Origin of the sequence: Afipia carboxidovorans OM5 (assembly GCF_000218565.1) — a bacterium.
Classification (GTDB): Bacteria; Pseudomonadota; Alphaproteobacteria; order Rhizobiales; family Xanthobacteraceae; genus Afipia; species Afipia carboxidovorans.
In genome coordinates this window covers 3,188,418-3,201,588 of sequence record NC_015684.1, presented here as the reverse complement: position 1 = coordinate 3,201,588, position 13,171 = coordinate 3,188,418, and the positions used below count along the sequence as shown (strand labels likewise).

The following is a 13,171-nucleotide window of genomic DNA, read 5'->3' as shown; positions in this document are numbered from 1 at the left end:
CCGGAGAAAGCCTTCGGATTTAACGAAGGCTGAGGAAACGGAGGGGCCGATGCGGCCGTTCGATCTCGTCGATCTCAATCTGTTCGTGGCGGTGGCGGAGACCGGCAACATCACCCGCGCAGCGACGCGCACCGGCCTTGCGCTCGCCTCCGCCAGCGCGCGCATCAAGCGGCTCGAGGGCGCACTCGGCGTTGCGCTGTTCGCGCGGCAGCGGATCGGCGTCAGCCTCACGCCTGCGGGCGAGAAGCTTCTCGATCACGCGCGGCTGGTGCTGCATCAGGTCGCCGAAATGCGGAGCGAAGCGGGCTCCTACGCGGGCGGCGTGAGCGGCCACATCGTGGTGCTGGCGAACACCACGGCGGCGAGTGAGCATCTGCCACGGTTGCTGGCGCCGTTTCTTGCGAGCCATCCGGCGCTCAGCATCGAGGTGGTGGAGCGCAAGAGCGCGGATATCGTGCAGACGCTCGCCTCAGGCAGCGGCGATATCGGCGTCGCGGTGGAGAGCACGATGGGCGAGGGGCTCGATCATTTTACGTTCTGCGACGATCCGCTGGTTCTGATCGCCGCCCGCACCAGCGACCTCGCGCACCGGCGGCATCTGCGTTTTGCCGAGATCGCGGATCGGCCTTTTGTTGGCCTCTCGGAAGGCTCGGCGCTGCAGGATCATCTGGCTGCGCACGCCGCGCGGCTTGGGCAGCGGCTCAATCTGCGGGCGCGGATCAAGACGTTCGACGCGATCGGGCGGCTGGTTGAAGCCGGCGTCGGGGTTGCGATCGTCCCGGAGGTCGCGGCCCGGCGCTGCGCCCGCGTGATGAAGATCAAGGCGGTGCGGCTCACCGATCCGTGGGCACGGCGGCGGCTCGCGGTGGCGGTGCGTGCCCATCATGCTCTGCCGCGCGCGGCACGGGAGCTGGTGGATCACCTGAAAAAGGTGGCGCGCGTGTAGAGCGTTTCGAGCGAAGCATGTCCTCGGGCTTGACCCGAGGATGGAAACCGGCCTTCGCCGGCTATAGCCGGCTTCGGTCGGCGGCGGCCGGTTCGCGTGAAGAAAACGCGTCAAAATAATAAGCTGGCGCTTATGCAGTGAGCATCTTCAGCACGGTGTCATGCAGGCGCTTGTCGCCGCTGGCGACGATGCGGCCGCCCCTTTCCGGGCCGCCGCCTTCCCATGTGGTCATGATGCCACCCGCGCCGTGGACGATGGGAATCAGCGCCGCGACATCATGCGGCTTGAGTTCGGTTTCGATCACGAGATCGAGGTGCCCGGCCGCCAGCATGCAATAGGCGTAGCAATCGCCACCATAGCGCGACAGCCGTACTTCTTCCTCGACCTTGGCGAATTTCGCACGGTCCGCCTCGTTCATCAGGCGCGGGCTCGTGGTGAACAGCGTCGCGTCCGCAAGCGAGGCGCAGCGCCGCGTGCCGAGTTTCCGCCGGCCGGTACGGCCCTGATAGAACGCCGCGCCGTTGTCGCCGGAAAACCGCTCGCCGATATAGGGCTGGTGCATCATGCCGTAGGCCGGCACGCCATGGCGCATCAGCGCGATCAGCGTGCCCCACACCGGCATGCCCGAAATGAAGGATTTGGTGCCGTCGATCGGGTCCAGCACCCAGACATATTCGGCGTCCGGCCGCTCGCTGCCGAACTCCTCACCGATGATGCCGTGCTGCGGGAAGTTTTCCTTGATCATCCGCCGCATCACCGCCTCGGCGCCGCGGTCGGCTTCGGTAACGGGATCGAGGTCGCGCCCGGTGTTCTTGTTGTCGATGCCGAGCGAGGTGCGGAAGAACGGCATGATGGCTTCCCCGGAGGCCGAGGCCAGCCGTTCGATAAAAGCGGTGAAGTCGATAACCGTCACGGAAAAGTCTTTCGCCTCTCGAGGATTGCGCCTGCGGGCGCTGGTCTGTCTGAAAATTCAACGCCCTGCGCGAAAGGTCCAGCCCCGGAGCCGAATGGGAAGGGATGAAACACAGAAATCTACTTTTGGCCGCATTCAATGACTGGAGATTCTCTTAAAGCACTGCAACATAAAATGCCGTTGCTAAACTGACATATAAATTCATATTTTGGTCTGGTGATTTGGAACAATTGAAAACGTTAATTTTATAAACGTTTGAATTTTCGTTGTGTAATAGGAAACAGATTTCAAAATGTAACAGAAAGCCATGCGTTCACAGCATGGTGAACTGCAATTTTAGACTTGAATTCCGCTGCGTCGCGATGCATATTGATGCAGTGCGATACCGCGATGCGTTATCGCTGCCCTCCTTGGGCGTTTCCTCCCTAGACTTAGGCCACTCGTTCGCGGGTGGCCTTTTTTCTTGCCCGCATGTTTTCAGGCTGAATAAACGGGTCCCCATGGGGTGGTGGGTAAATGCTCACTCAAGTCGCGCGCAAGCTCGGCCTCACCGACTCGCTGAAGCAAAGCGAGCAGGGAGCCGAAGAATCTCAGGCAACGGAGGTAAGGCGGCGGTGTTTATTCCGCGGCCGCCTGGAAGGGCCCCGACGAATCGAAGCGCAGCGCCGTCAATGCTTCCGCGAGGGCGGAGAAATCGGCCGCCACTTTACGGAATTGCGGGCCGCGCTCGCGCCGTCGCTCGTCCATGTAGATCGCGCGGTTGAGTTCGATCTGGATCGCGTGGATACCGCTTGCGGGGCTGCCGTAATGCTCGGTGATGAAGCCGCCGGCGTAGGGCTTGTTGCGGCCGACGCTGTAGCCGAGGCCCGCGAAGGTTTCTTCCACGATATCCGCAAGTGTGCCGGCGCAGGAGGTGCCGTAGCGATCGCCAAGCACAACGTCGGGGCGGCGTTTGTCTTCACGCGAAGCGCCGACCGAGGGCATCGAATGGCAGTCCGCGACGATGGCGAAGCCAAATGTCTGCTGCGCCTTGGTGACAAGGCGGCGCAGCGCGCGGTGATAGGGCTTGTAGAGCATGTCGATCCGCGACAGCGCCTCGTCGACGGAAAGCCGCTCATTATAGATGTCCTGGCCATCGCCGACGACGCGCGGAATGGTCCCGAGGCCGCCTGCGACCCGCATCGAGCGCGTGTTGGCAAAGCTCGGCAGGCGATCGTCGAACATCCGCGGATCGAGTTCGTAAGGCTCGCGGTTGACGTCGACATAGCAGCGCGGGAAATGCACCCGCATCACCGGAAAGCCCTCGTCGGCGAGATGGCCGACGATCTCGTCCATGAAGGAATCCTCCGAACGGCGCAACGCCTCGAGCTCGAGGCGCGACGCAGCGAGGAAGTCCGCCGGGTAGACGGAGCCCGAATGGGGCGAGTTGAAAATGATCGGGGCGCGCCAGGTCTCCGGTTCGTGAATGTCGAACGGGGGGGAAACAGCGTCGTCAAACTCGTCGATCATCGGGCTCCTTCGGGCTGGCATCGTCCGGCACGGCGGCCGGGGATGAACCCTTGTTCTTCTGGGCCGCAATTGTCCATAAAGCCTTCCCCGGGGGCAAGAGCGGCGCCACCTTCACTTGAAATTTACCCTCTGCCGGTCAGATGGGGAACCAACGAAGCCGAAATCCGGATACCTGCCTGTCATGACGATCCAGCATAAAATTCTCCTGGCCGAAGACGATAACGACATGCGCCGCTTTCTGGTGAAGGCGCTGGAGAACGCCGGATTTCAGGTGTCTTCCTACGATAACGGGCTTTCAGCGTATCAGAGGCTGCGGGAAGAACCCTTTGAAATGCTTCTAACCGACATCGTGATGCCGGAAATGGACGGAATTGAGCTGGCGCGTCGCGCCTCCGAGCTCGATCCTGACATCAAGATCATGTTCATCACTGGATTTGCCGCGGTGGCGCTGAATTCCGATTCGGAAGCGCCGAAGAACGCCAAGGTGCTCGCCAAGCCCGTGCATCTGCGTGAATTGGTCAGCGAAGTAAACAAACTGCTCGCTGCCTGAGATCTAGACCCGGATCAGCACCACACCCAGCACGAGCAGCGCGCAGCCGAGCAGGCGCGGCAGGTCGATGCTGTGCTGGGGCACGCCGAGAATGCCGTAATGATCGAGCGCGACCGACATCAGCATCTGACCGGTGACGAACAGCGCGAGCAGCGTGGCCGCGCCGAGCCGCGGCAGCAGCAGAATCGCCGCAACCACATAGACCGCGCCGAACAGCCCGCCAAACCAGGACAGCCATGAGGTTTTGGCGAGATCGGCGCTGGTGAGCCACGACGAACCGCTGACGAGAACGAACACCGCCATCGCGAGCGCGCCGCCGACATAGCTGATGAGGGCCGCCCACGAGGCGGAATTGAGCGCCGCGCGCAGATCGGCATTGACCGCGGCCTGGAAAACGATCGACGCCCCGGCGACGATGGCAAATGCCGCCAGAGTGAGAAATTCCACAATTCCCATGCTTGAAGCCCCCGCAGATTCCGCCGATAGGCCTATTGTGGCCCTTGGCTGCGGTATGGGGCTAGGCGACTTTTGGACATCGCGGCTTGCGCGGCTGTGGCCAAATCGATATAGGGTCGGCTTCCCGAACAGATAGCCGGTTTGGACCGGGCGCGTAGCTCAGCGGGAGAGCACTTCCTTGACATGGAAGGGGTCACAGGTTCGATCCCTGTCGCGCCCACCATCCAGTCTACTGTTTTGTCATTGTATAGAGACGGATAGGAAAGGCCCGCCGTTGGCGGGGTTTTCGGACCCTGGTTTTGTGGGTGGCTGTCTCCGTTCGTGGATGTGTCCGTTTATCGGCCCCTGTCTCTGGTCCAAAAATTCCCGTTCCTGGCAGGGTTCCATTCAGCTCAGAATAGCGGCCTGCTGCCGGGCGTCGCGCAGATCCCGGCGCGTGACTCTGGCCCTGGGATGATGCCAGTTGAGTGGTCATTGCGCACGGATTGGTATTTGTTTTGGCGTGAGGAGAACTGTTCTTTTGACGCCTCGATCGCTTCGTCGGATTGCAACCACGTCTGCATGGTCCGGCCCGCTTTGGTGATCTACCAAGCTTGGCGGGATACGAAGGATCGGTTCTGTGGAGGAGGCGTCGGTTTTGGGATTGAGAGCCGCAAGCCGCCAACGCGGAGCGCTGCACTCACGCGAGGACAGCATTGCGAGGTCGCGTTTGATCGTGTCGACGGTCGCTACGGCCGTTCGGGTGCGCAGACAGCACCTTCAACACGCCAATCTGAAACGACACCAACCCATCCACGCAACGTCGCCACATAGAGATGATTGGGGAGACGATTCGAACACCAAAGGTGACGGGGTTGGTAGGTGCAGCCGCCGTTCCGACGATCATAACTGAAGCATGGGCAATCCAAGCTTCACATACTGTTTCGACCATTCGGGCGGTGCATCGCGTAGTTGCGCGATGCCTATGCCACGGGGCAGGCGACCTTCGATTGCGGCCTTGACCAATGGCGGCGCGAGGAAAGCCATCGACAGCGTCAGATTGATTTGCCGAACGCTGCATTTTTGCCTGACCGCAATCTCTTCGATGGTCAATCGCCCGGAGGTGATCTCGTCCAACCATTGCCGACCCCGCGCAATGGCACGGATCAGGCCTACGCGACGCTCAGCGCGGATCGGTCGTGTTCGCCGGGTCGAAGCGGATGCGGGTCGGATCACGTCTCGGAACTTGCGCATCGGCGGCTTGGTCCATGGAATCACGATAACCATGCCAGCATCGTCGCGTTGAGCCAATTCGTGATCGTAATGTGGCGTCGGATCGGTCGCCTTAAGGGTAACAGCCAATTGTTTGGCACGAACCTCGACTTTTGCGATATGGGCTGCAACGGCATTTTGCTCCGAGAGCGACTGTGACCATTTGCCAGATTCCGTCAATCGGTCTCGTACGGCGTTGGTGACCAGCACCTCGATCTGGTCTGCGGGGGCGCGAGATATGGACCCCACCGGATCATCGGAATGACCGCGTTGCAGCGGTTGGGAAATATAGTAGCGGTAGCGCACGCGGTTCTTCGTTGCATGAGTTGGGATCATTCGGTTGCCAGCATCGTCGAACAGCAATCCCGTGAGAAGCGCTTCGGATTTTTGCCTGGCCCTGGTTCGATGGGACCATTGCTCGGTGAGCTTGGCTTGGACGGCCTCGAACAGGGATCGCTCAAGCAAAGGCGGTTGTGGTCCGGGCAGGACCTCGCCCTTGAATGTAACCTCGCCGATATAGAATCGGTTGCGCAGTATGTAGAACAGCGGGCCTTGGGTGAACGGAACGCCGCCCCGGATGGCGCCGCTTGAGAGTTTGCGAATTTTGGAGGTCAGTCCTCTGGTCTTGAGATCAGCGACCAGGCGATTGGCGCTGCCCAGTTCAAGGTAGCGTTCGAAAATGAGCCGAACGGTTTTTGCTTCGTCCTGGTGGATGGAGAGCTTGCCGTCGCTCAGCGCGTAACCGAGCGGAACCATGCCTCCGACCCACAAGCCCTTGCGCTTGGAGGCGGCGATCTTGTCGCGGATACGCTCGGCTGTGACCTCGCGTTCGAATTGGGCAAAGGACAAGAGAACATTCAGGGTCAAACGACCCATCGATGTCGTCGTATTGAATTGCTGGGTCACCGAGACGAATGACACGCCATGAGCGTCGAACAATTCAACCAGCTTGGCAAAGTCGGCCAGCGAACGTGTTAGGCGGTCGACCTTATAGACGACAATGACATTGATCTTGCGTGCCCTGACATCATCGAGCAACTTTTGAAGGGCAGGGCGGTCGGTTGATCCGCCCGAGAACCCTCCATCGTCATAGCGCCTCTTGATCAGCGTCCAGTTCGCATGCGCCTGACTGCGGATATAGGCTTCGGATGCATCATACTGGGCGTCAAGCGAGTTGAATTTCTGATCAAGGCCGGCATCGGTCGAGACGCGGGTATAGATCGCACACCGGACGGATTTGCCAGCCGACGTCATTATTGTGGCACCGCAGGCTGCGGTGCTGCCCGCAGGCCAAAGAACCGCGGACCATTCCATCTGGTTCCGGTGATGGCAAAGGCGATCCTAGACAGGCTGTCATAAGTTTTGCCCTCAAAGCCAAAGCCATCGGCGAGCACCATCACTCGATGGTCATGTCCATTCCATTCGCGAGTTAGGATCGCGCCCGGCGCGAGTCCCTGGTTACGCCGATCGACCTTGTCGGTCAGTTTGATGATCGCAGCTGCGTCGCCTGATCCAACGGCAGCCTTCAATATCTGCACCATCTCCGCATCGAGATCGCCGAACGCATCGCTCTGGATGCGATACGCGAGCATTGCGAACAGTAGATGTTTCGGTAGGTGAACGGGCGCCGAGCGACCCGTCACACCCAGCCATCGAAGGCGCAGGGCCTTAAGATCAAGATCGCCCAGACGCGCGATCTCGATCTCAAGAGAGGTCGCATCGATTGTGCGACGTGATTGTCTTCGAGGCGCCATCGGTTAGGCGACCTTAGTCGATTTGCTGACTCCATCCGCTTTAGGTGTAATGCGATAGCGTCGGACCCCGTCAACGAGCTCGGAATCAAGATCGAACTTCAGTTTCTTGCGAACGACACCGGCAAAGAACCCACGCACCGAATGCTGCTGCCAACCCGTCGCCTTAACAATGGCTTCGATCGTGCAGCCGTTTGTCGATCGCAGCAGAGCGAGTACCCGAGCTTGCTTGGAATCGGCGCGAACGCCTGATGCTTTTGCTGGCAAGGCGGATGGCTCGGCGGCCGGCAATGCTTTCGATGCTGCTGACTTTTTTGTCTTGGGGCCAACTTGTTTGGCTTTCATGGATCGGGTAGCAGCGAATTTTGAGGCAGGTTGTCTCGTCGCTGCTGGCTGCTTTGCTTTGGCCTTCGTCATGAGGATCTCCGTCGTTGCGGGGCTCCATCGCGCCCCACCGCCGCAGCCCCGCAGTGGCCAAAAGCCGGCGGGGCAGGATCCTGACGAGCCTATTCGCTCGCTATACCAGCCATAGTAACGCCCCGTTGCCGTAGCAAAGCCAGTCCTTTCTGAACAATCTTGTTACTCGTTTTTCGGATCAGCGCCGGGTGTGAGGGGTCTCGAACGAGAATCAGACTACGAATCTGCAGAGGTTCGAATCCTTTCGGGCGCGCCATCTTTATCGAGTCGGATCAGGCGCTTAGGTCGACGGCCGGCTCGACCTCCAAGACACCGCTCAGAGCAAGTACCGAATAAGTACCGTTTTCGGTGCCTGGACTCTGTGCCCTGCTGTCAGCCGCCACCCGTGCAGCGGTTCTGTAAACCGAAGGTCGGGAGTTCGACCCTCTCCGCCGGCACCATTCCCCCACCGGGCATAAAAGCCCAGGCGTTGGCCTCCATCACACCGTGGCTTGTTGTCCCTGAATTCCCCTGAAAGCCTCCGTCTGCTCTAACGCTGCGCTACGTCGATCTCCGAGGTCGATCAGGGCGTCCAACACTTTCAGAAGCTCCTGCGCGTCTTCAAGCCGTAGGGGGAAGTTCCAGTCGGCTTGCCGCTGAACAACACCAGCCAGTTGGGCGGGCAGCATTGTGCCGGTCCAACCTTCTTCGGCATTGCCAATGGCTAAAAGCGCTGCGTTCGCTTGCTGACCAAATCTGGCGATGGGGTAGGCGCGGCCCGCGCGTTTGCAAAGAGTGAGAAACTTTCCCATAACGAATGCGGACCAACCGATTTGCCTGACCATCCGGTCGATGATCGGCATCACGCCTTCAATCTGCGACCAGTCTCCGTTCGCAAAGCGGGCGGCCCCCGGCGCTTGCCCTGTGAAGTTCACAAAAAGAAGTGCCTTGATCAGTTCGGGCATATCGTAGCCGTTGACCTGCCCGGCTCGCCAGCCATTCGGTTTGAAGGTTGGATTTCCCACGACGCACGAGGCACAATCCTCCAACAAGGGGATTGTGTTTGCTGGAATGGTAGCTGCGTCACAAACATGACGAAGAACCACCTTGTCCGCGAAATTCGCGAGCACAGACAGCGCATCTTCATCATCGGGAAGGAATGGCTTAACGAACGAGTTGCGCGCGACGTCGAGAGAGACGAAAGGGACAGCTCGGGCCATGAGGTCGGCCAAAGTCCTATTCCATTCCAGCAATTCGGTGTGTCGATTGTCGCGACGCCTGTCGTCCTCCGCCTGCCATGAGGGCATGATGCTTTCGGTCGTCCATTTCACAAGATCATGCAGGAACGGTTCGAACAATGGACGGTAGGTTTCGGCCCCCATCCATGCCTCAACGGGCATTTTGGTGAAGAGCTTCGACGCCGCTTGAGCTTCGAAGAACACATTCGGATGCTGCCACTGATCCTCCAGCACTCTTCTTCTGCCACGGGCTTTGCCTTTCACCCAGGCGGGCGGCAGCCTAGGCATGGGACCGATTTCATTTTTTTCGAGTGCCGCAAGCGCGACAGCAAAGCTTTCAGCGCGCGCTCTTTGGCTTGGAACAAGATCCCATCCAGCGTCGGTGAATTCTCCGCGATGGACGATGCAAAGGCTTACGGCAAGCTGGGCTGCAACCCAGCGAAGATGTTCGTCCTTGTCCACGAAAAGAGCATCGAAGGCGAATTCGGACACATTATCGAGCGGGTGAAGCGCCAGCTTAAGCAGCCGGGCCGCGCTATCGGCTCGGGGTGAGGCAGAACGCCTATCATGGTGAAGGGCAATGACAAGGCGGGTCTTCGCATGCCAAGCAATCTTTGAGCCGCCGAACACATCTTCGCGTTCCGTCATGGCTTCGACACGCGCCATGACATCCCACGCCCATTTGAAATCCCCGCCTTGCGGATCGCCGAACCGGATCACGCAAGCGGCAACACTGGCCACGACGGTCTGCGGGCCGGACGCGTTCTCATTGAACGTGTCGAATGCGTCCCTGGTATCTACGCTCTTTGCGTGGGCGACTGCCTGATCGAGCGTCAACCCATCGGCAATCTTGTTGGCTTCGAGTGATTTCACGGCCCAGCCAACGATGCTGAAGCCCTTGAGCGAGGTCGTGCTTTCTTTGAGCCTTTTCTGATCCTTGTCGGTCATGGGTTTCGGAGGCTCATAAGCAATCGCTACACGAGTCTCGTCGTACTGCGTTTGCTTGTAGTTCTTCCGATCACCCAAGCCGACCCACCGTTCGGCTTCTTCCTTCCAGTGAGCACTATATTGGCCACTCGTCTTTTGCTCTTCCAGCTCGTAGGGCAAATCATCGGGGAACCGCGCGAGCGCCTCCTTGAACTTCTCACTAAGGGTGTTGTCGTCGCTCAACGCAAAGAGCATTGCAAGGCCCCTGATCTCGCGTGTCCGGCTCTTACGCTCGTCAAGAAACTTCTTGGCCTCGGCTTTTTCTCCCGTCAGCCGCGACAGGAAGTTCATGCCAAACAGATCAATGTCCTTGTTCGGCTCCTGCACGGACCGGGCAATGTCATGAGCCCAGAGACGGTGGCACGTCGCTATGGCGAGTGTTGTTTCTGTGGTCTCCCAATTTTCCAGCGCGAGCCTTAGCGCGATGCCTAGGACCGCGTAGCATTCGTTCCCTTGGACAATATCCTTGATGACATCGCTGGCCGATCGGCCAGCTTCGAGCTGCCTGAAGGCCCAGTAATTCAACGTCAGGAACGCACATTCCAAAGGATTAGGCGCGAGCTGCCCCCAACCCCAACCATAAACGCGCCAATCACCCCAAAATTGCTGTGTGCACCAAGAGAATGTCACAGAGACAGGAACCGGGGTTCCCATCTTCTTTCGATTGATGGAATGGATTTGCCGCCAACCCTTGGTCGCGTGGTTCGCCAGATTGCGCACCAGTCTCAAGGCAACATCTGGCTTGACCGCGAACAGGCTCTTGAAGGGCTCGTGCAGAGCTGACGTGGGGAAGTAGAAATTGTTGTGGCTATCGATCCCGACGTGATCGAGATCGTACCGGTCGCTGCCCATGGCGTGAAAGAACGAAGGATGTTCCAGCATCCTTTTTTGGTTCTCGGTCAGCTTGTCCTCGGGAATGGCGCGAAGCGCTTCGAGGCGCTTGTAATAGTCCTCGCGCTCCTTTTCTTTTCGGATGAGTTCGTCTTCTGGCAATTCGTCCAGAAGTTCTGCCTCGGCCAAATCGGCCACAAGCTCCGGATCAACTTGCACCATGATTGGAGAGAAGGCGATGAGGTCGGCATAGAGCGCCTGCCGCCGATCCTTGTCCACAATAGCCCGCTTGAATAGGTCTTTGGCGTAATCGGGATAGCTTCGCGCTGATCGCAGAACGATGCTGCGAAGCGACTTGGCAAGGCGCGAGCTGTCGTCGCGGCTGAACTTCCATTGCTGTTCTTCATCGATGTCAGACTGATCGCGCAATTCCCCCTTCTCAAACCGCAAGAGCCACGTGTTGGCAAGTTTCAGAATGCCCGTGGATCGTCCGTTCTTCAGGTCGGCCGCCACATTTTGCCAAACATCGAAAACTTCGAGAATTCTCGGGATCAGCCGGACAGGAATGGAATCAGCTTCACTGATGATCCAATCGATCAAGCGGCCCCATGCAGCAAAATCGGACGGCCAACCGAGCATGTCGGCGATCGCCAGGTTGTCCAAACCCTCAACCGGGTTTTTGATGCTGCCCAGAACCAAGGGACTCGGAATTGTGTGTTGCGCCTGAAACCAGACAAGCACTTTCTCGAAGAGCGCAAAACCGTCAGCCTTAAGCAGCGCGGCAAATTCTGGTTTGCCGCTCTCGAATGCGGGCGTAAAAGGAGGAGCCGTCAACCACTCGCGTTGCCATTGCCGCCGCAAATTCTTGCTGGCAAGCGAATTGTATCCGGCACTCCAACGACCATTCGTCATGAGCGATTCTTGCGCCATGAGACCAACAACGCGGCCGAGCAAGGGCGGCTCTCCGGCCGCTATCAACGCGTTCGTCCAATCATCTCCGAGTTCGATTAGAAGCCTAAAGAACGCCCATTCAAAAAAGATATCGTGGGTGAAAGCGAGGAACGCGCCTTCTCGTTCATCTCGGATGATTTGGTCGGTCTTGAGTGCTGCGATGTGCACCATCGTTGCATCTTTCAAATCTCGGGCGGGAATGCCCTTCCCGAGATTTCGGGCGCCTTTCTCGGCGATATCGATGAGCGCGCGCTGCCGCTGCGGAATGGAATCGGCGACGGCATCGTGGCCCGCCCGTGCCCACCATGTAGCGATCAAATCCACTTCGGTTTGAGGTTCCGTGCCTTCGGGGATGGAGCGAGCAAGTACGGCTGCAAAGAACGGGCGGCGCGCAATATCTTGAACGGGAGGACTGCCGAACAAGAGCTTGCGCAGATGCGGCTTTGACTGCGCTAGCTTCTCAGCCTCCTCTTCCGAAAACTGTTTTACGAGGACATCGCCGATCCCGGTATTGGTATACATGACGGGAGGGAACCACGCCCGAAACGCTTCGAGGCCCTGATCGCGCGAGCTGACCAGCACCTTCCAATGGCCAAGGCTTGGGTCGCTGTTAATCGCGTTTACAAGATCGACGACTACGCCGTGTTGATCCGGACGGATGCGGTCGATTCCGTCGACGAAGAGAATGGGCGTTCCTGCCGACCCAATTTCCTGGAGCAACTGAACGATATCGGTATGCGCCAAGCCCAGGCTCGCCGCAAATGTGCTCCATCCCGTGCCGCTAATCCGGTCGTTCTTCAAGAAAAGGATTGGCCCCGATGCTGATGCTTTTTGCGCAAAGCGCTTCAGTACCGCCGACTTACCGCATCCGGGCAAACCTCCAATGGACACGACACGGTGTTGACCAAGCTGCGTTGCAACGTCTTGCTGAAGTCCCTCGCGTTCGACGTGGAAGTCATCCACCTTCTCCGACACAACGTTCAGCGCTTCCAGCGAATAGGCGTTAAGACGATCGATGTCGTCGCCGAGATAAGGAATGACTTTGAGTCGGACGGCGCCACGAAGCTGCGCCAGCAGCGAGGCGCGGGTCCACTTTGTCGCCTTTCCTGATCCTTCACGTGCAATTCGGCAAAGACGGTCGAACAGCAAAACATCCTGCCCGTCTTCATTTATCGCGATCAGTTCTTGCAAGCGATTGACAACTTCCGTTCGCAGCAAGCTGCCTTCTTCAAGCCCATCGATGCGGAAGGCGACGAAATGTTTGTAAAAGGTGAGTTCCTCATCGGCGTTTGCCGCACCGATGACAGGCTTCAATGCGGCCCGGAGATTGCGTTCTGTCTGGGCGGCAGCTCCCGTCGGCAAAAACCGTTCCTCAAACTCCACGCTTGTCGT

At 58.9% G+C, this 13,171-nt stretch carries 9 protein-coding genes and 2 tRNA genes; 4 read left to right on the top strand and 7 right to left on the bottom strand.

Annotated features, from left to right (window positions below):
* Positions 1-49 precede the first annotated feature (49 nt).
* Positions 50-946, top strand: a complete 897-nt coding sequence (locus tag OCA5_RS15115) for a LysR family transcriptional regulator (RefSeq protein ID WP_012562113.1) — start codon at positions 50-52, stop codon at positions 944-946.
* A gap of 130 nt (positions 947-1,076) precedes the next feature.
* On the opposite strand, the gene hisN is transcribed toward OCA5_RS15115, so the two are convergent.
* Both hisN and OCA5_RS15105 read right to left on the bottom strand, forming a co-directional pair.
* Entirely contained in the window at positions 1,077-1,859 is a 783-nt protein-coding gene (hisN, locus tag OCA5_RS15110) for a histidinol-phosphatase (RefSeq protein WP_012562114.1), read from the bottom strand.
* A gap of 618 nt (positions 1,860-2,477) precedes the next feature.
* The gene (locus OCA5_RS15105; RefSeq protein WP_012562115.1) at positions 2,478-3,368 is read right to left on the bottom strand and encodes an N-formylglutamate amidohydrolase; all 891 of its coding nucleotides are present in this window, start codon (positions 3,366-3,368) and stop codon (positions 2,478-2,480) included.
* 181 nt (positions 3,369-3,549) lie between these two features.
* Between OCA5_RS15105 and cpdR the strand changes: the two genes are divergently transcribed.
* The gene (gene cpdR / locus OCA5_RS15100) at positions 3,550-3,918 is read left to right on the top strand and encodes a cell cycle two-component system response regulator CpdR (protein ID WP_012562117.1); all 369 of its coding nucleotides are present in this window, start codon (positions 3,550-3,552) and stop codon (positions 3,916-3,918) included.
* A 3-nt stretch (positions 3,919-3,921) separates the two neighbouring features.
* Here the strand turns inward: cpdR and OCA5_RS15095 are convergent, their stop codons facing one another.
* Entirely contained in the window at positions 3,922-4,374 is a 453-nt protein-coding gene (locus tag OCA5_RS15095) for a DMT family transporter (protein WP_012562118.1), read from the bottom strand.
* 148 nt (positions 4,375-4,522) lie between these two features.
* Between OCA5_RS15095 and OCA5_RS15090 the strand changes: the two genes are divergently transcribed.
* Positions 4,523-4,597 (top strand) — tRNA-Val (locus OCA5_RS15090).
* Between the two features lie 659 nt (positions 4,598-5,256).
* Here the strand turns inward: OCA5_RS15090 and OCA5_RS15085 are convergent.
* From OCA5_RS15085 to OCA5_RS15075, 3 genes are read right to left on the bottom strand one after another with little or no spacing between them, the layout of a single operon-like run.
* The gene (locus OCA5_RS15085; protein ID WP_012562120.1) at positions 5,257-6,879 is read right to left on the bottom strand and encodes a recombinase family protein; all 1,623 of its coding nucleotides are present in this window, start codon (positions 6,877-6,879) and stop codon (positions 5,257-5,259) included.
* Entirely contained in the window at positions 6,879-7,379 is a 501-nt protein-coding gene (locus tag OCA5_RS15080; protein WP_012562121.1) for a DUF2924 domain-containing protein, read from the bottom strand. Before OCA5_RS15080 ends, OCA5_RS15085 begins: the two co-directional genes overlap by 1 nt.
* Positions 7,380-7,382: 3 nt before the next feature.
* Positions 7,383-7,793 carry a DUF3489 domain-containing protein gene (locus OCA5_RS15075; RefSeq protein WP_012562122.1) on the bottom strand — a complete coding sequence of 137 codons (411 nt, stop codon included), beginning with the start codon at positions 7,791-7,793 and terminating at the stop codon, positions 7,383-7,385.
* Positions 7,794-7,974: 181 nt separating this feature from the next.
* Here OCA5_RS15075 and OCA5_RS19190 point away from each other — a divergent pair.
* Positions 7,975-8,049 (top strand) — tRNA-OTHER (locus tag OCA5_RS19190).
* A gap of 223 nt (positions 8,050-8,272) precedes the next feature.
* Here the strand turns inward: OCA5_RS19190 and OCA5_RS15070 are convergent.
* Positions 8,273-13,162: an NACHT domain-containing protein gene (locus OCA5_RS15070; RefSeq protein WP_169304643.1), complete on the bottom strand. Its 4,890-nt coding sequence runs from the start codon at positions 13,160-13,162 to the stop codon at positions 8,273-8,275.
* Between the last annotated feature and the right edge of the window lie 9 nt (positions 13,163-13,171).